This is a genomic window from Gilvibacter sp. CC01, from assembly GCF_055755295.1.
On the sequence record NZ_CM146909.1, the window covers coordinates 1,995,822 to 2,017,270 of the forward strand.

Annotated in this window: 16 protein-coding genes; all 16 read left to right on the forward strand. The window is 43.8% G+C overall.

Annotated features, from left to right (window positions below):
• Nucleotides 1-26 precede the first annotated feature (26 nt).
• Nucleotides 27-965 carry a tRNA epoxyqueuosine(34) reductase QueG gene (gene queG, locus AC0J2F_RS09405; protein ID WP_473007426.1) on the forward strand — a complete coding sequence of 313 codons (939 nt, stop codon included), beginning with the start codon at nt 27-29 and terminating at the stop codon, nt 963-965.
• Between the two features lie 82 nt (nt 966-1,047).
• Nucleotides 1,048-3,348 carry an NADP-dependent malic enzyme gene (locus AC0J2F_RS09410; protein ID WP_473007427.1) on the forward strand — a complete coding sequence of 767 codons (2,301 nt, stop codon included), beginning with the start codon at nt 1,048-1,050 and terminating at the stop codon, nt 3,346-3,348.
• A gap of 80 nt (nt 3,349-3,428) precedes the next feature.
• A complete protein-coding gene (gene ruvA, locus AC0J2F_RS09415) occupies nt 3,429-4,010 on the forward strand; it encodes a Holliday junction branch migration protein RuvA (protein ID WP_473007428.1) in 582 nt (193 codons plus the stop codon).
• Nucleotides 4,011-4,013: 3 nt separating this feature from the next.
• Nucleotides 4,014-11,399, forward strand: a complete 7,386-nt coding sequence (gene sov / locus AC0J2F_RS09420) for a T9SS outer membrane translocon Sov/SprA (protein ID WP_473007429.1) — start codon at nt 4,014-4,016, stop codon at nt 11,397-11,399.
• Between the two features lie 26 nt (nt 11,400-11,425).
• Nucleotides 11,426-11,806 carry a glycine cleavage system protein GcvH gene (gene gcvH / locus AC0J2F_RS09425; RefSeq protein WP_087523421.1) on the forward strand — a complete coding sequence of 127 codons (381 nt, stop codon included), beginning with the start codon at nt 11,426-11,428 and terminating at the stop codon, nt 11,804-11,806.
• A gap of 55 nt (nt 11,807-11,861) precedes the next feature.
• The gene (locus AC0J2F_RS09430; RefSeq protein WP_473007430.1) at nt 11,862-12,185 is read left to right on the forward strand and encodes a VanZ family protein; all 324 of its coding nucleotides are present in this window, start codon (nt 11,862-11,864) and stop codon (nt 12,183-12,185) included.
• A gap of 55 nt (nt 12,186-12,240) precedes the next feature.
• Nucleotides 12,241-12,963 (forward strand): energy transducer TonB, encoded by a 723-nt coding sequence (locus AC0J2F_RS09435; protein ID WP_473007431.1) that lies wholly within the window; start codon nt 12,241-12,243, stop codon nt 12,961-12,963.
• Nucleotides 12,964-13,108: 145 nt separating this feature from the next.
• Complete coding sequence (locus AC0J2F_RS09440; protein WP_473007432.1) at nt 13,109-13,891, forward strand: energy transducer TonB; 783 nt, start codon at nt 13,109-13,111, stop codon at nt 13,889-13,891.
• Nucleotides 13,892-14,109: 218 nt separating this feature from the next.
• Nucleotides 14,110-16,218, forward strand: coding sequence for a gliding motility protein RemB (locus AC0J2F_RS09445; protein ID WP_473007433.1), 2,109 nt, complete (start codon nt 14,110-14,112; stop codon nt 16,216-16,218).
• A gap of 106 nt (nt 16,219-16,324) precedes the next feature.
• Nucleotides 16,325-17,233: a heme o synthase gene (gene cyoE, locus AC0J2F_RS09450; RefSeq protein WP_473007434.1), complete on the forward strand. Its 909-nt coding sequence runs from the start codon at nt 16,325-16,327 to the stop codon at nt 17,231-17,233.
• On the forward strand, nt 17,230-17,814 hold the full coding sequence (locus tag AC0J2F_RS09455) for a cytochrome c oxidase subunit 3 (RefSeq protein WP_473007435.1): 585 nt from the start codon (nt 17,230-17,232) through the stop codon (nt 17,812-17,814). Before cyoE ends, AC0J2F_RS09455 begins: the two co-directional genes overlap by 4 nt.
• A gap of 45 nt (nt 17,815-17,859) precedes the next feature.
• Nucleotides 17,860-18,837 (forward strand): cytochrome c oxidase subunit 3, encoded by a 978-nt coding sequence (locus AC0J2F_RS09460; RefSeq protein WP_087523414.1) that lies wholly within the window; start codon nt 17,860-17,862, stop codon nt 18,835-18,837.
• 18 nt (nt 18,838-18,855) lie between these two features.
• The gene (locus AC0J2F_RS09465; protein WP_087523413.1) at nt 18,856-19,239 is read left to right on the forward strand and encodes a cytochrome C oxidase subunit IV family protein; all 384 of its coding nucleotides are present in this window, start codon (nt 18,856-18,858) and stop codon (nt 19,237-19,239) included.
• Nucleotides 19,240-19,440: 201 nt separating this feature from the next.
• Nucleotides 19,441-20,094 carry a hypothetical protein gene (locus AC0J2F_RS09470; RefSeq protein ID WP_473007436.1) on the forward strand — a complete coding sequence of 218 codons (654 nt, stop codon included), beginning with the start codon at nt 19,441-19,443 and terminating at the stop codon, nt 20,092-20,094.
• A gap of 3 nt (nt 20,095-20,097) precedes the next feature.
• Nucleotides 20,098-20,727: an SCO family protein gene (locus AC0J2F_RS09475; protein ID WP_473007437.1), complete on the forward strand. Its 630-nt coding sequence runs from the start codon at nt 20,098-20,100 to the stop codon at nt 20,725-20,727.
• Nucleotides 20,724-21,260 (forward strand): DUF420 domain-containing protein, encoded by a 537-nt coding sequence (locus tag AC0J2F_RS09480; RefSeq protein WP_473007438.1) that lies wholly within the window; start codon nt 20,724-20,726, stop codon nt 21,258-21,260. Before AC0J2F_RS09475 ends, AC0J2F_RS09480 begins: the two co-directional genes overlap by 4 nt.
• Nucleotides 21,261-21,449 lie beyond the last annotated feature (189 nt).

Genomic DNA, 21,449 nt, shown 5'->3' on the forward strand with positions numbered 1-21,449 from the left:
ATTAGTAGTATAATTTTAATTATAGTTTGAATCTAGCTACTAGTTATACGCAAAAAATTAAGAAAGTTGCCCAGCGCTTGGGGTTTTTAAGTTGTGGTATAAGCAAGGCCGAGTTTTTAGCAGAAGAGGCCCCGCGATTGGAGCAATGGCTCAAAGCTGGCCTGCACGGGCAAATGGCCTATATGGAAAACCATTTCGATAAGCGATTGGATCCCACGCTCTTGGTGCCAGGCGCTAAAAGTGTCGTCTCCTTGCTGTATAACTACTATCCGCAGCAAAAACAAGACAAGGACAGTTTCAAGATCTCCAAATACGCTTATGGAGAAGATTATCATTATGTGGTCAAAGACAAGCTCAAGGAATTGATGCATGTTCTTAGCGAAGAGATCGGGGAGATAGGTGGGCGAGTCTTTGTAGATTCGGCTCCGGTTTTAGACAAGGTTTGGGCCGCAAAAAGTGGCCTGGGCTGGATAGGAAAACACAGTAATCTGCTCAGCAAGAAAACAGGAAGTTTCTTTTTTGTGGCCGAGCTTATCATAGATCTAGAATTGGAATATGACCACCCGGTGACCGATCACTGCGGCACTTGCACGGCCTGTATCGATGCTTGCCCTACGCAAGCGATTATTAAGCCCTACGTGGTAGACGGTAGCAAGTGTATCTCTTATGCTACCATTGAGTTAAAGGAAGCTATCCCGACGAGCTTTTCCGGGCAGATGGACGATTGGATGTTTGGCTGTGACGTTTGTCAAGATGTTTGCCCTTGGAATAGATTTAGTAAACCGCATTCGGAATCTAGGTTTAATCCAAAACCCGAATTACTACAGTTAGATAAAAATGCTTGGCGAGAACTCACCGAGGAGGTTTTTGGAGAGCTCTTTAAAAAGAGTGCCGTGAAACGGACTAAATACACTGGTCTTATGCGAAACATTGTATTTTTAGATCGCGACACGCCATCGCAATAAACTAAAAATACCACAGAAGTGGTCATTTTTGCCCACAGGAATGGTAAATTTGTGGCTTGAATAGCATCAAAAAATTCCAGGGATGAGTAAACCCACCAAGAGAAAAGAAGCACTTGATTATCACGCCAAACCACGGCCGGGTAAAATAGAGGTAGTTCCTACCAAAAAATACAGCACCCAGCGCGATCTGTCATTGGCCTATTCACCGGGGGTTGCAGAACCATGCCTGGAAATAGAGAAAGACAAGGCTAACAATTACAAGTATACCAACAAAGGTAACTTGGTTGCCGTAATCTCTAACGGAACTGCAGTATTAGGACTGGGTAATATTGGGCCTGAGGCGTCCAAGCCAGTTATGGAAGGGAAGGGCTTGCTCTTTAAGATCTTCGCTGGAATTGATGTATTTGATATTGAGATCGATACCGAGAATATAGACGAGTTTATCGATACGGTAAAACGGATAGCTCCTACCTTTGGTGGGATCAACTTAGAAGATATCAAGGCTCCAGAGGCTTTTGAGATAGAGACCCGCTTAAAGCAGGAGCTCGATATTCCGATCATGCATGACGATCAGCACGGTACGGCGATCATTTCTACGGCAGCCTTACTAAACGCCTTAGAGATCGCAGAAAAAAATATTAGCGATGTGCGTATAGTTATCTCTGGTGCTGGTGCGGCAGCTGTAAGTTGTACGCGCATGTATATTGCATGTGGCGTTAAGCCAGAGCATATAGTGATGCTTGATTCTAAAGGAGTAATTCGCAAGGATCGAGACGGACTTTCTAAAGAGAAAGCAGAGTTTGCTACAGATCGAAAGATAGATACTTTGGAAGAGGCATTGCAAGATGCAGATGTATTTGTTGGCTTGTCCATTGGAAATATTGTAAGCCCAAAAATGCTTAAAAGCATGGCGGCCAAACCTATTGTTTTTGCCTTGGCAAATCCAGATCCGGAGATAGCCTATGATCTGGCCTGCAAGACTCGAGACGACATTATCATGGCCACAGGGCGTAGTGATCATCCGAACCAGGTGAACAATGTACTAGGTTTTCCTTTTATTTTCCGCGGAGCGCTCGATGTCCGAGCCACCAAGATCAATGAAGAAATGAAAATGGCCGCAGCTTTGGCTTTGGCCGAATTGACCAAACAGCCGGTTCCTGAGCAGGTGAATATTGCCTACGGAGAGACCCGCTTGAATTTTGGTAAAGATTATATCATCCCTAAGCCTTTTGATCCAAGACTTATTGAAGCGATTCCGCCGGCAGTTGCAAAAGCGGCTATGGAAAGTGGTGTTGCTACTGCGCCAATTAAAGACTGGCAGGCTTATGAGGACGAATTGCTCGCTCGCATGGGTAACGATAATAAGATCGTGCGCTTGCTTATTAACCGAGCCAGAACCAATCCGAAGAAAATTGTATTTGCAGAAGCAGACCATTTAGATGTATTGAAAGCAGCCCAGATCGTATACGAAGAAGGTATTGCAACTCCGGTTCTGTTAGGACGCAAAGAGACCATCAAGGAGTTGATGGAAGAGATCGATTTTGAAGGAGAACTTGATATTATTGATCCAAAGGACGACGAAACCTTACCACTTTTAAAGTCCTATGCCAAGACCTTTTGGGAGAAGCGTCGCAGAAGTGGTATTACCCTTTACGATGCAGAAAAACTGATGCGCGAGCGCAACTATTTTGCCTGTATGATGGTGAACGAAGGTGATGCAGAAGGCTTGATATCTGGCTATTCCAGAGCCTATGCTTCCGTGGTGCGACCGGTCATAGAGACCATTGGGCGGTTTGATGGTGTGGATAAGGTGGCCACTACCAACCTCATGCTCACCAAACGCGGGCCACTCTTTATTTCTGACACGGCGATCAATATAGATCCTACAGCAGAAGACTTGGCAAAAATAGCTCATATGACTGCTTATACCATGAAGCTCTTTGGGGTGAGCCCAACCATGGCTATGGTGTCTTACAACAACTTTGGTTCATCTAAACATCCTGCGTCGGAGAAAGTGCGTAAGGCAGTGGAGATTTTGCATCGCGATGTGCCACAACTCTGTGTGGATGGTGGATTACAAGCGGACTTTGCGCTCAATCCGGAAATGCGTGGAAGCAAGTATCCCTTTTCTAAGTTGGGTAAAAAGAAGGTCAATGCACTGATCTTCCCAAATCTGGACGCGGCCAACAGCAACTACAAATTGCTCAAGGAGTTTGACGATGCCGATTCTATTGGACCTATTATGCTGGGTCTTAAAAAACCGGCGCACATCTTACAATTGGGAGCTACCGTAGAAGAAATTGTCAATATGGTAGCTGTTGTGGTGATCGATGCGCAGCAAAAGGAAAAGCGCGCCAAAGAGCAAGCAAAAAAGCAGGGCTAAACCCCTAGCTTTTTAACGCTGTATCTAACTAGTCAATGTGAATAATTATGCTATATTTGGGTTTTTATCAGAGTTAGCGAATGATAACCCACTTAAAGGGAAGACTAGTTGAAAAATCGCCTACGTCTGTTGTAGTGGAATGCAACGGAGTAGGTTATGAGGCTCACATCTCATTACACACGTTTTCTTTACTCCCTGAATCGGAAAATGTAAAATTGTTTACCCACTTATTAGTGCGGGAGGATTCGCATACGCTCTACGGATTTTTCGAACCTTCGGAACGCGAAATTTTCAAGTTATTGATCTCAGTTTCGGGCGTAGGAGCCAGCACGGCCAGAACCATGTTGTCCTCACTGCCTCCAAAACAAGTTCAGCAGGCCATTGCCGCGGGCGACGTTGCAGTCATCCAAGGCGTTAAAGGAATTGGTGCAAAAACGGCGCAGCGCGTCATTCTGGATTTGAAGGACAAGATCTTGAAAGTGTTTGCAATGGAAGATGTTTCGGACTTTTCGAGCAATACGAATAGAGATGAAGCGTTATCTGCTTTAGAGACTCTTGGTTTCAGTCGAAAACAGACCGACAAGGTGCTGAATAAGATTGTCCAAGAGGATCCGAACGCGAGCGTTGAATCCATCATCAAACTAGCTTTAAAAAACTTATAACAATTGAACAGGGAACATTACCGCAAGGCAAGGCTGCTTAAGGGCCTGATATTCCTTTTTAGCATACTAACTACCGCAACAACACTAGCCCAGGATCCAGCGGAAACCGTAACGGACTCTACTAAGACTGGCTTTGTCATGGGTCGTATGGAACTTCCAACCAACAGTGTGGAAGATTCTTATACCTACGATCCGATCACAGACCGCTACATCTACACCCAGAAAGTAGGTTCCTTTGATATCACTTATCCAACCATACTTACTCCAGACGAATACCACGATCTGGTCCTGCAGGAATCCATGCGGGAATACTTTAAAACCAAGATCGACGCTGCCGATGGTAAAAAAGACGGCTCAGAAGAAGATCAGAAAAATTTATTGCCCAACTTTTACGTAAACTCGAATTTCTTCGAGACCGTATTTGGAGGTAACACCATAGAGGTGATCCCACAAGGATCTATTGAAATGGATTTAGGGCTCTTGTTCACCAAACAAGATAACCCCGCTTTTTCACCGAGAAACAGAAGGAACCTAACCTTTGATTTTGACCAACGCATCTCTTTGAGTTTGTTAGGGAAGGTCGGGAAGCGTTTGCAAGTAACGGCGAACTACGATACAGAATCGACCTTCGATTTCCAGAATCAGATCAAATTAGAATACACACCTACAGAAGACGATATTGTTCGCAAGATCGAAGTAGGTAACGTGGCTTTACCCCTAAATACAAGTCTTATCACAGGAGCACAATCGCTTTTTGGGGTTAAGACCGAATTGCAATTTGGGAAGACGCGAATAACTGGAGTTTTCTCTGAGCAGCAATCGGAAACGCGCACTGTTGTGGCAGAAGGTGGCGCTACAGTAACAGATTTTGAGATCTTCGCCTTGGATTATGACGAGGACCGTCACTTTTTCCTTTCGCAATACTTTAGAGATCGCTACGATGCTAACTTAGAGCAGTATCCATTTGTTAGCACACAGATCCAAATTACCAGGGCAGAGATTTGGGTGACCAATAGAACACAGAACACAGAAAATGTTAGAAACATTGTTGCCTTGCAGGATCTTGGTGAATCTGATCCAGACAAGATTGGTTTACTAACGGTGCCACCGGGCTTTATCAATGCTGCTCCGTCTGCCTTGCCGGACAACTCCAACAACGACTTTAACCCCTTTGGAATTAACGGGCCGGCAGAAAGTATCTTGAACGATGCAATTCGCGATGTGGCTTCGGTAGAAGCAGGATTTGGCGGATTGCCTGTTCGCGAAGGAATCGATTATGCTAAGCAAGAGAATGCGCGTAAACTACAGCCCAACGAATATACCTTACACCCAAAACTCGGTTACGTTTCCTTGAGCCAACGCTTGAGTAATGATGAGGTTTTGGCAGTAGCATTCCAGTATACCATTAATGGTCGCGTGTATCAGGTTGGAGAATTCTCTAACGATGGGGTGAACTCTACAGGTTCTAACCCAGATGACGATATGGATGGTATTCCGAACATTGCAGACGTGGATATCAATGGCGATGGAGTCAACGACAACGGAACCGATAGCGATGGCGATGGAATCAACGATAGCAGTGACGTAGACCAAACGGGAGGAAACGACGTAAATGTAGACGGAATTGACGATAATGTGGTCTTTGCAGAAGGCTCTCCGCAGAATCTCGTCCTAAAATTGCTAAAGAGTAACATCATCAATGTAGAGACCCCAACTTGGGATCTGATGATGAAGAACATCTATAATCTGGGTGCTTTCCAGTTGGAGCGGGACGATTTTAGAATGAACATTTTGTACACGGACCCTTCTCCTTTGAACTATATTACTCCAGCACCAGGAGCAGAAGATATTTTTCCAGCAGATATAAACCAAACCACACTTTTACGTGTTTTCGACCTGGATCAGTTGAACTACAACAACGACCCGGTTGCAGAAGGAGACGGTTTCTTTGATTTTGTTCCAGGGCTAACCGTAGATCAGCAAAACGGACGCATCATCTTTACCAAGGTGGAACCATTTGGTGAATACCTCTTTAATAAATTAGGTAATAACCTGGCTTCGGAGAATTACGATGTACCTACTACCTATAACGCCAACCAGAACCAATACGTTTTCCGTGAGCTTTACGCTTCTACCAAGACCTTTGCAGAGCAAAATGCGAGTGAGAAGAACAAGTTCCAGTTAAAAGGGCGTTATAAGTCCTCTGCAGGAGATGGAATCCCTATTGGAGGATTCAATATCCCTCAAGGTTCGGTAACGGTTTCTGCCGGTGGACGTGTGCTTGTAGAAGGAGTAGACTATACCGTGAACTATCAATTAGGACGTGTACAGATATTGGATCAGGCCTTGTTGAACAGTAATACGCCAATTGAGATCACAACGGAGAACAACTCTGTTTTTGGACAGCAAACACGTCGATTTACAGGATTGAACATTGAGCACCAGTTCAATGAGAACTTTATGGTTGGTGCTACTTATTTGAATTTGAACGAGCGCCCGATCACTCAAAAAGCCAACTACAGTTACGAGCCAATTAACAATACCATCGTTGGACTGAATGCGAATTATTCGACTCAAGTGCCGTTCTTAACGCGCATGGTGAATCACCTGCCAAACATCGATACCGATGTGGAATCTAATGTTTCCTTGCGTGGGGAATTTGCCTATCTCTTTGCAGGAGCACCTAAGGTGAGCAATTTCGATGGAACGGTGACTACTTATGTGGACGACTTTGAAGGAGCACAGACTGCCTTAGATATTAAAACCCCGCTGAGCTGGTTCTTATCTAGTACACCAGTTGGTTTTGGAGGAGAGTTGCCCAATGGCGATTTGGCCTACAACTACAACCGCGCCAAGCTAGCCTGGTATACGATTGACCCTATCTTTTACAGCCGTCAGCGACCAGATGGAATTACCGACGACGACCTTTCCAGTTTTGCGACCAGACGTGTATTTATAGACGAGATCTTCCCAGAAGTTGACATTGTACAGGGGCAGACACAAGCTTTATTTTCTTTAGACCTTGCGTATTTCCCAGGAGAACGCGGACCATACAACTACAACCCTGAAGCCGGAGGAACCAATACATTGCCGAATCCTGGTAGCCGATTTGGGGGTATCTCTAGACAGTTGACCTCTACGGATTTTGAAAGAACCAACGTAGAATACATCCAATTCTGGCTCATGGACCCGTATGCGCACGATACCAGTCTTACCGATCGCGGAAAATTAACCTTTAACTTGGGTAATATTTCTGAGGATATTCTTAAAGACGGTAGAAAGCAATACGAGAACGGACTTCCGGCAGACGGAGGTACTTCTAATACAATTCCAACGGTTTACGGTAAAGTGCCGTCACAACAATCGCTCATTTACACCTTTGATACTACAGGACCAGACAGAGAGAATCAGGATATCGGTTATGACGGTATCAACGATGCGGGTGAGGCAGCTACCTTCCCAGCTTTTGCAAGTTTAGAGGATCCTGCCAATGACAACTATGTTTTCTTTTTGCAGGCTGAGGGTAATATCATTGACCGATACAAACAATACAACGGAAACGAGGGTAACTCCCCAGAAGCGGTGACCAACACCAATCGCGGAGCAACACCACAACCCGATGTAGAAGACATCAACAGAGATAACACCATGAATACCGTAGACAGCTACTTCGAATATGAAGTGCCTATCTATCCAGGTATGAGTGTAGAGAACAACACCAGTATTAACGGAGCGTCTCAAGACTATATCACCGACGTTAAAGAATTGGTAGTAACCTTAGAGAACAATACAGACATTCCGGTGCGTTGGATCCAATACAAGATCCCTATCAGTGCGCCAGATCGTGCGGTGAATGGTATTGCAGATTTCCGTTCGATCCGTTTCATGCGTATGTATATGTCAGAGTTCCAGCAGAACACAGTCTTGCGTTTTGGAACTCTAGATCTGGTACGTGGTGACTACCGTCGTTATTTGGAGACTTTGGATATTACCGGAGAGGATAACGAAGGAGACGATACCTTATTCGAAACAGAGGCAGTGAGCATTGAGCAGAATGAGAACCGTGTTCCAATTCCTTATGTCTTACCTCCAGGAGTACAGCGCGAGGAACTAGTCAACAATAACAATAACATTCGTCAGAACGAGCAATCGCTCTCCATTCGAGTCGTTGGGCTCGAACCGGGAGATGGTCGTGGGGTGTATAAGAACTTTAATGTGGACATGCGTCAGTACAAGAACTTGGAGATGTTCTTACACGCAGAATCCATTGCTACAGAAACGCCTTTGGCAGATGGAGAACTAGTGGCCTTTATGCGATTGGGTAATGACCTTTCGCAGAATTACTACGAGATTCAGATCCCGTTAAATACTACTTCTTTTGGCACTTCAGATCCTGAAGGTATTTGGCCTATTGAAAACCGATTGAATTTACCGCTTACCCTTTTACAAGAGGTGAAGGCCCGCGTAAATGCTTTGGGATTATCGGCTGCGGATGAGGTCTTTTTCACGGAGTCAGAGCTAGGCGGCGATGTAGGGCCTGAGAACGAAATGCGAATTGGGATCAAAGGTAATCCGAGTTTTGGTGCAGTGCGTACCATTATGCTAGGGCTTAAGAACCAATCGAACCGCGAAGTTGCTGGGGAGGTTTGGTTCAACGAATTGCGTTTGTCTGACCTGGAGAACAGCGGCGGTTGGGCAGCCATTGCCAATATGGATGCCAATATCGCAGACTTCGCTACCGTTAGCGCAAGTGGGCAGCGTTCGACCATTGGTTTTGGTTCTTTAGAGCAAGGACCTTTGGAGCGTAGCTTAGAGGATGTGCAATCATACGACTTGGTAACCAATGTAAACCTAGGGCAATTGTTGCCTAAATCTTGGGGTGTTCAACTGCCGTTCAACTACGGACGTTCCGAGCAATTGGTCACGCCGAAATACGATCCTGAGTTCCTAGATGTGGAATTGGATGTGAGCTTGGAGAACGAGGTCACCGATGCCGAACGCGATGCACGTCAGCGTCAATCTACAGAATACACCAAAAGAGAAAGTATCAACTTTATCGGAGTGCGTAAGGATCGCACTACCGAAAAGACCCCAATGCCTTATGACATTGAGAACTTTACCTTCTCTTACAGCTATAACGAAGAGAACCACCGCGATTTTGAGATCGAGGAATCTCTTAGTCAGAATGTCAACTTGGGAGGTACGTATAATTTCAACTTTCCGCAGAAAACCTTTGAACCCTTTAAGAAAAGCGACTCGCTCTTTAGAGGAAGATATTGGAGATTCTTAAAGGATCTGAACGTAAATTATCTGCCTACGAGTTTAACGGTTAATTCTGGCTTTATGCGACAGTTCAACTCGCAAAAGTTCAGAGAGATCAACTTGCCAGAAGGCGCCTTGGGCTTACCGGTATTGTATCAACGCAATTACACTTTCGACTTCCAGTTCACACTTAATTATAATTTGACCAAGTCCTTGCGTTTCAATTTCAACTCGAACCGAAACAACTTTGTCAATAATTTCTTGAGCGATGGAGGGCTTATAGACGATCCTGATGCAGGAGTTTGGGATGGCTTCTTCGACCTTGGGGAACCCAACCGACATTTCCAATCCTTACAGCTCAATTACGATCTGCCGTTCAATAAATTCCCATTCTTGGAGTTCATTAGGGCAACCTATTCCTATACGGGAGATTATCAATGGCAAGACGGATCTGATCTTTATGACAATATTACTATTACTACTTCAGATGGCGTTCAGGACACTTATAACTTGGGTAATTCCATTCAGAATGCGAGTACACACCGTATTAATTCGACTTTAGATTTTACCAGTTTCTATCGCTACTTAGGAGTGAAGAAGAAGAAAGCTCCGGGCGACGATGGAAATTCTGCTACTCCGAGCAGCTCTGTATTTAGCAGCGGAAATGCCAAAGGCGGAAACACTGGTGGCGGTGGTGTTGCAGGAGGCCCTCCGGGTGCCGGTGGCGACGATGCCGATGCCGATGGTAAACCAAAATCGAAACTCTCTGCCGGAGATAAGGCCTTAAATACGGTTATCGGAATTGTAACAGGTCTTAAACGTGCACAGTTCAACTATCAAGAGAACCGAGGTACTTTCTTACCAGGTTACTTGCAATCCATTGGATTCATTGGAACCTTAAAACCAACTACCGGATTTGTGTTTGGTAGTCAGGCGGATGTACGTGCCCTTGCTGCACGTCAAGGTTGGCTTACTATTTTCCCAGAATTCAACCAGCAGTATACCACAACCAAGAACAATCAGTTGGATTACCAAATGACCTTTGAGTTCCTGCCGGATCTGAAGATCGATCTGAATGGTAATCGTACCTTGTCTGAATCTTATGCAGAGAATTATATTGTACAAGACGGACTCTACGAATCTTTGACCCCAAATACTTTTGGGAACTTCAATATTTCGACCATGCTAATTCGCACGGCTTTCCAAAGCAGTGATGAGTTCAATTCAGAGACTTTCAATCAATTTAGAAGCAATCGATTGGTTGTTGCGGAGCGATTGGCGCGTGATTTCTACGGAACGGATGACTTCCCGAGAGATCCATCTACTGGTTTCCCAGTTGGATTTGGACGTAATAACCAAGAAGTGCTCTTGCCGGCTTTCCTTTCGGCCTATACCGGGCAGGACGCCAACGATGTGCGCAAAGGTCTATTTAGAGATGTGCCACTGCCTAATTGGGATGTCAAGTATACAGGACTGATGCGCTTGAAGTGGTTCAAGAAGAATTTTAAGAGATTCTCAATTCAGCATGGATATCGTGCCGGTTATACTGTGAACCAGTTCCAGAGCAATTTGGACTTTAACGAGGACAATCCTACGGCCGTAGATCAGGCCGGGAACTTTAAGAACCGATTGATCTTATCTAACGTAAACTTGACGGAGCAATTCAGTCCGCTAGTGAAGGTTGATTTTGAAATGAAGAATTCGGTGAAAGTTTTGGCAGAAGTGCGTACAGATCGCGCTTTATCGCTTAGCTTTGCAAATAACTTGTTGACCGAGATCCAAGGAACAGAATACATCCTCGGATTAGGGTATCGCATCAAGGATCTCCGAATAGGCACTAACTTTGGTGGCAAGAAGAAGATTCTAAAAAGTGACTTGAACTTTAAATTAGATGCCTCGATTAGAGACAACAAGACCATTATTCGTTATTTGGATATTGAAAACAATCAGGTGACTGCCGGGCAGACCATTTACGGCTTGCAGTTTACGGCAGATTACGCTTTGAGCAAGAATTTAACGGCCTTGTTCTATTACGATCACACTTTCTCGGAATACGCTATTTCTACGGCCTTTCCGCAGACAACGATCCGTACTGGACTGACGTTACGATATAATTTTGGGAACTAATACTATCAACTTATAATATTGCTGAAATGAATATACCAGCCAATCTTAAATACACCAAAGATCACGAGTGGGTTTCTATAGACGGAGATGTCGCCACCGTTGGTATTACTGACTTTGCCCAAGGAGAACTTGGAGATATCGTTTATGTCGAAGTAGAGACAGTAGACGAGACCTTGGACAAAGATGAGGTTTTCGGAACTGTAGAAGCTGTTAAGACAGTTTCTGACCTATTCTTACCTTTAAGCGGAGAGATCATTGAGTTCAATGAATCTTTGGAGGATGCTCCGGAGACAGTTAACTCAGACCCTTATGGTGACGGTTGGATGATCAAAGTAAAGATCAGCGATCCATCAGAAGTAGAAGAATTACTTGACGATGCCGGATATAAAGCCCTTGTTGGCGCCTAAATCGCTACTTTTTTTCGCCTTATCGTATACAGTACTGCTTACTGTGGTATCTATTATGGAACGAACCGATTTACCGCAAGTTCCATTGTTTCCGAATCAGGATAAACTGGCACATTTCCTCGCCTATGCGATTCTAGGGGTTTTATGGGGAGCTTTTTGGTTGCGCAAACGCGAACCGGGCTTCTGGAGACCTTACCTAATAGTGCTGCTTTTCACCTCCTTGATTTATGGTACAATAATTGAGATTTTACAGGGACAGATCACCCTAAGTAGAAGCGCCGATGTGTACGATATCGTCGCAAATACGGTGGGAATGTTAGTTGGCGCGACGGCAATTTTTTATTTGCGATTAAAAGTCGGGTTAAATAACAAAGTTTAATTCTTTTTTCGCTAGAAATTCTATATTTTAGCGAGCATATTAATTCAGAAACGCAATGGAACCGAAGAAAAATCCTAAAGCAGATTTACGCAAAAGAAGTGTTTACTTCTTTCAGATCGGAATGATTGTAATGCTTTTACTGGCATGGCAGGCCATAGAGTATAAGACTTACGACAAAGACGCCTTGGCTCTAGATCAACTGGAACTCGACGAGGAATTCGAAGAGGAAGTACCAGTTACAGAAATTCAGAATCAACCTCCACCACCTCCACCACCACCACCGGCACCAGAAGTGATCGATATCGTGGAAGACGAAGAGGATGTTGAGGAAACGGTGATCGAATCTACAGAAACGGATCAGGAAGAAGAGATCGTTGAGATCGAAGAGATCGAAGAAGTAGAAGAAGAAGTTATTGCAGATGTTCCTTTTGCAGTTATTGAAAACGTACCGATTTACCCAGGTTGTGAGAACGCTGGGAACAACGATGCTAAGAAGCAATGTATGTCTGAAAAGATTAGCAAGTTCGTAAACAAGAAGTTCGACACGGAACTGGCTGGAGAACTTGGTCTGTCTGGACGTCAGCGTATCGCGGTACAGTTTAAGATAGACCGCAACGGAAACGTTGTAAATGTACGTGCTCGTGCACCACACCCAAGACTGGAGCAAGAGGCTGTCAAAGTAGTTCAATCACTTCCAAAAATGACCCCAGGAAAGCAGCGAGGAAAAGCTGTAGGGGTATTGTACTCGCTACCTATCCTTTTTGCTGTACAGGATTAATTTCTAAAAAGTTTCAACCAAATAGATCCCGCTCTGCCAGCGGGATTTTTTTTTGGCATCAATCTTGTATGTTAAAAACTTTAACATATCGATGCCGCACTGCGTACTAGCCAAAGTAGTGCGGTATCTCTAAAAGTCAGTAGTCATGAAACAAGATGCCAAGAAAACAGACACTAACCAACTGACTTCCATCCAAAAAAAACGCCAAGTAAACCTGCGCTGGAACCATACGCGCAATTTTCAACTTGGTATGATCTTTAGCCTACTGTTCGTCATTTTTGTGGTCGAAACAGTACGAGTCGAAATCAAAGAGATTCCCATTACCTACACCGATGATTCGGAGGGGGAGGTCTTTGTGATGCACAATTTTGTTATTGAAACGGTAAAGCAAAAGGTGGAACCGGTAGCCAAGGCCGATCCGCCCAAACAGGTACGCACGGTAATTAAGGTTGTAGAAAACCATGCGTCTACAACAACCACGACCTTGACAACAGACCCGCCAGTAGTGGAGGTGACTTCTGGAGCTAATTTGGTAACTACCGATGCTCCAAAAGAAGAACCGCCGCAGCCGATCTATATTAATAATGTGATGCAGATCCCAACCTTTCCCGGTTGTAATGCCGACGCGGATAGAGCGGAGCAATTGGAATGCTTTACCCGGATGACCCACAAGTTTGTACAGCGAAGGTTCGATTATGATATTGGGGCAGAGCAGAATCTTTTGGGTAAAGTACGTATTGCTTGTCAATTTACGGTAGGGCCAGATGGTGTAGTAACTGATATTAAGGTTCGAACCAGTAATGAAGCTTTGGAAAGGGAAGCTATCTCCGTGATAAAGAAACTACCGCAAATGCAGCCTGGAATGCATCAAGGAAAGTCAGTTCCGGTGATATTTTCGCTGCCCATCATCTTTCAGATACACGATTAAGAGTTATCCCGCCACCCGGCGGGATTTCTGCTTTTAGGATTGGCAAAAAAACGTATCTTTCGAAAGCCTATTTACGCTTTATGAAATGAGCACAAACAAATTTAATTCCTAGTTTACTCGCCGCAATAATTAAATTTTTTGTGCGAAAGCGAAGCGGTTGATCTATGCAGATAATTTTTATTTGCTTGATTATCGAAGAAATAAAAATTTTTAAATAGATGAATTTTCGACTGCGATCCGTCCTTGTTTTTTTCTTCTTTAGTTGTTTCTCTATTCGAGCCCAAGAAGCACTCTCCGACATTGAAAAGTATCCTGTTTTTGAGTCCTGTGCAGGGCAGAGCGGCCAGGCTTTGACAGCATGTTTTAACAACACACTTCAAAGTTATTTCTTCGAAAACTTCAAGACACCAGAGATAGTTTCAGAAGAGAATTATGTTGGTACTATGGTCTCTCTGTTAGAGGTGACTGCTAAAGGTGAGTTTAAGGTGCTTTATACGGAAGCTGCCTATCAAGAACTCAAAGATGAAGTAAAACGCGTTTTAGAGTCACTACCTGAAATAGAACCAGCGACCTACAATGCTAAGCCAACCTATGTACAGTTTCAATTCCGTGTAGACCTTCCAATAGGATCTTCTCCATTAACATCCGCAGTAAACACAACTGACGAGACGCCTACAACAGCATCCGACGTAGTGCAAGACCAGTATAAAAACGAATACGAGGAAATTAAAAGTTTCCCATACCAGAACGAAGAGTACACCAGCCAGCTGAACATTCCGCTATCACATCAGAATTATGCGCTCTTTGACCCTGCAATGAACCAAGTTGGGATCAACAATCACACGGCGCAAAAACCATTTGTCTATGCGGAAGTGAACAAGTATTACGACTTTGAGGCGGCTAATCAGCAGCTTTTGAAAAAGAAATCTTCGTGGTTGGGTCGCAAATGGTGGAACGAACATATGGGCATAGTCAAAGGAGAAGACTATTGGTTTACCATAGACCCCGGCGTGGATCTACAAGTGGGTCGCGGCGACGGCGTGGATACTTATAATAATACGCGCCTGGTCTATTTTCAAGGAGGTCTAGGTAAAAAGCTAAATTTCTTCGCTGCGGTTTTTGAAAGTCAAGGTCGTTTTGCGGGTTATTTTAATCGCTATGCGGAGTCCTTGCGTCCTGATGGTGGGAATCCGGCAATAATACCGGGTAGGAATATTGCAGAGCCATTCCGCACAGATTCTTATGACTATCCGGTAGCAGAAGGTTATCTGTCTTATGCACCGAGTAAGCATTTCAATGTGCAATTAGGACACGGTAAGAACTTTATTGGAGACGGATACCGTTCTCTTTTGCTGAGTGATAATTCATCGCCATATCCTTATCTGAGACTCAATACCACTTTTTGGAAGCTCAAATACACCAACACCTGGATGTCTTTGCGAGATGTGCGTTCTGAAGTGACCTTAGACGGTTCTTTCAGAACCAAATACATGGCCAATCACTATCTGAGTATCAATGTTACCAAGCGTTTGAATATTGGGCTTTTTGAGGCCGTCATGTGGGAAAACGACAACGACCGCGGATTTGACGTAAATTATCTCAATCCGGTTATCTTTTACCGTGCTATTGAATTTACCACAGGCTCAAGAGGTGGAAATGCCATCATTGGACTGAGTGGAAAATACAAGTTCTCGGATCAGATCAATGCGTACAGTCAGGTTGTGATAGATGAATTCTCATCCGGAGATGTCTTTGGCGGCGATCAGAGTTGGAAGAACAAACTAGGTTTTCAATTGGGAGCTAAGTATTACAATGCTTTTGGGGTGAAGAACCTCTATCTGCAGGCGGAATATAATCAAGTTAGACCATATACCTATTCTCACAATTCTATCGTACTCAATTACGGGCATCAGAATCAACCTATGGCCCACTTATGGGGAGCCAACTTTAGAGAAGGAATATTGATAGCTCGCTATTTTAACGGGCGCTGGTTTGGCTCGGCCAAACTGACTCTTGGTGAGCGCGGTTTTGATTTCAATACTACAGAAGACAGTTTCTACTATGGAGGCGATATTTACAGAGACGAAGCAGACCGTCCCTTTGATACAGGGATAGAGATCGGGCAGGGGAACACCACTTCGGTTTTTATAGGAGAATTCCAAGGCGGATATTTAATTAACCCTGCTACCAATTTAAAGGTCTATGCGTCGCTCTTATTCCGCGATTTTACACCAAACGTTGATACTGCGACCGAATTTGCCTCTAGTTCTACTTGGTTCAATCTTGGTATTCGAACCGATCTTTTCAACTGGTACTTTGATTTCTAAGAGCAGGCCCATTTTATTAGTGGGCTGTTAAATTGTAATTTCCTTTGTACTTGCATTGGCTGGCAGCAGTTTATGGAGTATCTTTGCACGAGCAAAATAAAGCGGAATGCAACCGGTTTTGGAGACGCAAAAAGCAAGCATATCAAAAACATCTCTGCTCAGGGATTTCGCCGAGATCACTAAGGTGAGGCTGTCGGTATCTGTTGTATTCTCATCCGTAGCCGGTTATTTATTAGGAACTCCTGTAATAGACTTTACAGTATTGCTGATGCTCGCTTTAGGGGGCTACTTTATGGTTGGCGCATCTAATGCCTACAACCAGATCATAGAACGCGACTTGGATGCACTCATGGACCGCACCAAGAACAGGCCTATTCCTGCAGGTCGTATGAGCGTACAATCGGCCTTTATCATTGCCACGCTTTTTACCATTCTGGGGATTGGGACACTTTATGTGATCAACCCCAAAACAGCTTTGTTCGGGGCCATCTCCATCTTTATGTACGTTAGTTTGTACACACCGCTAAAAACTAAGACCCCATTGTCTGTTTTTGTTGGTGCCTTTCCTGGTGCCATTCCTTTTATGTTGGGATGGGTTGCGGCGACCAACGACTTCGGAATTGAAGCAGGAACACTATTTATGATCCAGTTCTTTTGGCAGTTTCCGCATTTTTGGGCTATTGGCTGGTTCTTGTACGACGATTATAAGAAAGGCGGATTCTATATGCTTCCCAATGGCAAACGCAATAAAGGCACCGCGACTCAGGTGGTCTTATACACTTTATGGACTGTGCTTTGCTCTTTGATTCCTGCTTTGGGGATTACAGGTTTGTTCTACGTGAGTCCAGTTGCTGCGGCTATTATTGGCTTGTTGGGAGTTTGGTTCTTATGGGCCGCCATAAAACTCTACCGCAAGCAAGATGCAAAGACCGCAAAACGATTAATGCTTACCAGTGTGAGCTATATTACCCTTTTACAGATCATTTACGTAGTTGATAAATTCATTAATGTATGACGGAATTAGAACAGTATGAAATGGACAAGGCCAGACGCGCCAAGCGTATGATGCTCTGGTTTGGGATCATTAGTTTATTGATGAGCTTTGCGGCCTTTACCTCGGCCTTTATTGTAAGTAGTGAGCGAGACGATTGGGTCGCAGACTTCCAAATGCCGACTGCCTTCTTTTTAAGCACTCCGGTAATTATTTTGAGTAGCATTACCATGTGGCTCGCCTTGCGTAACATCAAAGAAGAAAAACGCAGTCAAGGAATGCTATTTCTTGTGGCTACTTTTATCCTTGGTGTTACATTTGCCGGCTTGCAGTTTTACGGATTCAGACAGATCACTTACGACCTGGGATACTATTTCACCGGGGAGTCGAGCAACATTACCTACACCTATGTTTTTTTGATCGCTTTCGTGCATTTATTGCACATATTTGCAGCGCTGATAGCCTTGGGAGTGGTAATTTATAACCATTATAAACAGCAATACACCAAAGGCAATACCTTAGGTGTCGAACTAGCAGCTACTTTCTGGCATTTCGTGGATCTGTTGTGGATCTATTTGTTTTGCTTTTTATATTTCGTTAGATAATAAAATTGATTATTTTTGCGACAATCATAACGTCAACTTCTTTTTATGGAAACAACTGTTGTTGAAACAGGTACTGAAGGAAAAATCTGGGGTGGTGGAAACCGACCATTACGAGCCAGTTATGGTAAGATGATGATGTGGTTCTTCATCGTTTCTGATGCCCTTACTTTCTCAGGATTTTTGGCCTCTTACGGCTTTTCTCGATTCAAATTCATCGATTCCTGGCCAATTGCCGACGAAGTATTTACTCACGTTCCTTTCGTGCATGGAAACTTCCCGATGTACTATGTGGCCTTCATGACGTTTATTCTGATCTTTTCTTCCGTGACCATGGTGTTGGCGGTAGATGCAGGTCATCAGATGAAGAAAAACAAGGTTATCCTTTATATGTTCCTTACCATCATTGGTGGTTTGATCTTCGTAGGTTCTCAGGCTTGGGAATGGAAGACATTCATTAAAGGTGATTACGGAGCGGTAGAAACTAACGGAGGTCGTATTCTACAATTTGTAGATACAGATGGCAACCGTGTTGCTCTTGGCGAGATTGCTGCAGAGTCAACGCAGCGTGAAGCGCATACGCGCAGCAACGGTATCTGGTACGAGACCGACTCAGAAACACTATCTACTTACACTTTAGACGATATTAAAGCCGGATTCGCAGCAAACGACAATTTGCTGATCAGAACCCAATACCTAGACGAGAACGGAGAGAAGACCGTACTTAGTCGTGAGGAGTCTTTGACTAAACTCAACAACGACGGCAAGCTCATCGTAGAAGGAGCAAACTTGATCCGCAATGAATACGGATCTCCGCTCTTTGCAGATTTCTTCTTCTTCATTACTGGTTTCCACGGATTCCACGTATTCTCTGGAGTAGTGATCAACATCATCATTTTCTTCAACGTGATCATTGGAACTTACGAGCGCCGCGGTCATTACGAAATGGTTGAAAAAGTTGGTCTTTACTGGCACTTTGTAGACTTAGTTTGGGTATTTGTATTTACCTTCTTTTATCTGGTATAAATTCGATTATAAAGCATTATGGGACACGAGCATAAATTAGAGATATTCAGAGGACTGCTTAAATTCAAGTCCAACGTTTCCAAGATCTGGGGTGTATTCATTGTACTTTCTATTGTTACAATAATCGAAGTAGCCTTAGGTATCTATAAGCCTGCCTTTTTGGTAGAGGGTCGTTTTCTGGCCATGAAGTACCTGAACTGGATCTTCATCATTTTGACACTCTTTAAAGCATACTATATCACTTGGGATTTCATGCACATGCGTGACGAGACCAAAGGCCTTAGACGCGCCGTAGTTTGGACGGCAGTATTCTTGATCTGCTACTTGGTGCTAATCGTACTTTTAGAAGGAGATTACATCTATGAGGTCTACAAGAGTAACCACATCAAATTCAACTTTTAACAATTGAATTAACGAAACTGAGCCTCGCTTTTAGCGGGGCTTTTTTGTATTTTTGTATTCGAAAGTGCTTTAGACTTTAAACAAAGGTTAAACACATTTTTTTGCATTGGCTCCTTGTCTTTTGAGAGCAACATGGCACTAAAAATTCGGGTTTAACTGTCTACTTGTAAAAGTCTCAACCACTTCTTTATTTAACTGGTTATGAAGAAGTTTTTTGTTTTAGGTTTTTTATTCATCTTACCGCTAGTGGCCTATATGTTCTTTGCCGCTGCGGATCACAACTTCTCCATGCTTCCCACTTTGGGAGAACCCATTTCAGAATTGCCAGAAGGCACTAAGAGTCTGCGTGGAGATAGCATCATTTTTGACAGTAATATTACTGTAATGGGATTCTTAGGTAAAGATGCAAAGAGTCGATATGGCCATGTGTTCAACCTTGCCCATAAGATATATACGCCTTACTCAGAATTCTACGACCTACAATTCGTTTGGTTGATCCCAGAGGGCGCAGAAAGCACAATTCCTGATTTGGAAGAAAAACTCAGTAAGATCAAAGAGACCAGTAAGTGGCAATTCGTGGTCTTGTCCGATCAGCAAATAAGAAAACTCAAAGGCGAGCTAGGCTCTCCCTATCCTTTGGATGACGATCTGGGTTCCAACTACGTATATATACTCGATAAGGACAAGCGTCTTAGAGGAAGAAACGACGATGAAGACCAAGGCATACTCTACGGTTACGATGCTACGAACGTTGCAGAGCTAGACGATAAAATGGACGATGATATTCAAGTTATCTTAGCAGAATACCGTCGCGCCTTAAAGAAGAATGACAAATACAAGCGCAAGCAACTTTAGCCCATGAACAAATCGTATTCGTATATAGGAATTTCTTTTATCATACTGATTTTTGGGATCTGGGCGGTACCTAAAATTGTAGGCAGCATGAATCAGCCGGAACTAGCTACCATTGGCCCTGTTCCGGAATTCGAATTCACCAATCAGCGCGGCGAGACCATCACCAATGCAAATTACCAAGGTAAAGTATATGTGGTGGATTTCTTTTTTACCACCTGCCCAACCATCTGCCCAGTAATGAGTAGAAATATGGTCAAGTTACAAGACGAGTTCTTTGGCAACCCCAATTTTGGTGTTGCTTCTTTTAGTATAGACCCAACTTACGATACACCAGAGGTGCTGCAAGCTTACGCAGAAAGTTATGGGATAACCAACCCTAACTGGCACCTTATGACCGGAGAAAAGATAGACATTCATACCCTGGCTAATAACGGTTTCAATCTATATGTGGCCCAAGATGAAACTGCAGAAGGTGGCTTTGAACATTCCGGTTTCTTTGCTTTGATAGATCAGCAAGGAAATATACGCTCCCGATTGGACGAATACGGAAACCCAATTGTGTATTACAACGGTACCGAAGCCGATCAAATTCAGATCCTCAAAGAAGATATCAAACAATTATTAGAACAATGAATACAACATCCCCAAACGCAGAACTGAAGTACAAAAAATTAATCTGGGCACTCTCTATTGCCATTCCTTTGGCAGTAGCCGTCTTATTCGGTATCAGAATCCCCGGAGTAGAACGCCTCGGCTTTTTGCCTCCAATTTACGCAGGGATCAACGGCTTTACCGCTGTGGTCCTAGTGTTGGCGGTAATACAGATAAAGAAAGGAAATCGCAAAGCGCACGAGTCATTGATGAAGACCGCAATAGTGTTGTCGGCCTTGTTTTTGGTCATGTACGTGGCTTACCATATGACATCAGATAGTGTAGCCTACGGCGGCGAAGGCGTACTGCGTTATATCTACTTCTTTATTCTGATCAGTCATATTACCTTGTCAATCGGGATCATACCACTGGTACTTTTTACATACGTGCGAGCCCTTTCAGAGCAATTTGACAAACACCGCAAGCTGGCAAAGATCACTTTTCCAATTTGGCTCTATGTTGCCGTTACTGGTGTTATCGTTTATTTTATGATCTCTCCTTATTATCCTGCATAATGCAAAGAATTGGCTACATACTGGTTTTTCTCTTTCTCTTTACTGCGGATGCCGACGCGCAGTGCGCTATGTGTCGTGCTGTATTAGAAAGTGAAGAGACGCAGAATGCTGCTCGGGGAGTAAATAACGGCATCGTATACCTGATGGCCATTCCCTATATTTTAATGGCAGGGCTAGGTTACGCTATAT

Excerpts from the sequence above, each read along its gene's own strand:
- AC0J2F_RS09460 (WP_087523414.1), top strand. The coding sequence starts at position 17,860 with ATGGAAACAACTGTTGTTGAAACAGGTACTGAAGGAAAAATCTGGGGT.
- AC0J2F_RS09445 (WP_473007433.1), top strand. The coding sequence starts at position 14,110 with ATGAATTTTCGACTGCGATCCGTCCTTGTTTTTTTCTTCTTTAGTTGT.
- AC0J2F_RS09440 (WP_473007432.1), top strand. The coding sequence starts at position 13,109 with ATGAAACAAGATGCCAAGAAAACAGACACTAACCAACTGACTTCCATC.
- AC0J2F_RS09475 (WP_473007437.1), top strand. The coding sequence starts at position 20,098 with ATGAACAAATCGTATTCGTATATAGGAATTTCTTTTATCATACTGATT.
- AC0J2F_RS09480 (WP_473007438.1), top strand. The coding sequence starts at position 20,724 with ATGAATACAACATCCCCAAACGCAGAACTGAAGTACAAAAAATTAATC.
- AC0J2F_RS09455 (WP_473007435.1), top strand. The coding sequence starts at position 17,230 with ATGACGGAATTAGAACAGTATGAAATGGACAAGGCCAGACGCGCCAAG.
- gcvH (WP_087523421.1), top strand. The coding sequence starts at position 11,426 with ATGAATATACCAGCCAATCTTAAATACACCAAAGATCACGAGTGGGTT.
- AC0J2F_RS09430 (WP_473007430.1), top strand. The coding sequence starts at position 11,862 with ATGGAACGAACCGATTTACCGCAAGTTCCATTGTTTCCGAATCAGGAT.
- ruvA (WP_473007428.1), top strand. The coding sequence starts at position 3,429 with ATGATAACCCACTTAAAGGGAAGACTAGTTGAAAAATCGCCTACGTCT.
- AC0J2F_RS09410 (WP_473007427.1), top strand. The coding sequence starts at position 1,048 with ATGAGTAAACCCACCAAGAGAAAAGAAGCACTTGATTATCACGCCAAA.
- cyoE (WP_473007434.1), top strand. The coding sequence starts at position 16,325 with ATGCAACCGGTTTTGGAGACGCAAAAAGCAAGCATATCAAAAACATCT.
- AC0J2F_RS09470 (WP_473007436.1), top strand. The coding sequence starts at position 19,441 with ATGAAGAAGTTTTTTGTTTTAGGTTTTTTATTCATCTTACCGCTAGTG.
- AC0J2F_RS09465 (WP_087523413.1), top strand. The coding sequence starts at position 18,856 with ATGGGACACGAGCATAAATTAGAGATATTCAGAGGACTGCTTAAATTC.
- AC0J2F_RS09435 (WP_473007431.1), top strand. The coding sequence starts at position 12,241 with ATGGAACCGAAGAAAAATCCTAAAGCAGATTTACGCAAAAGAAGTGTT.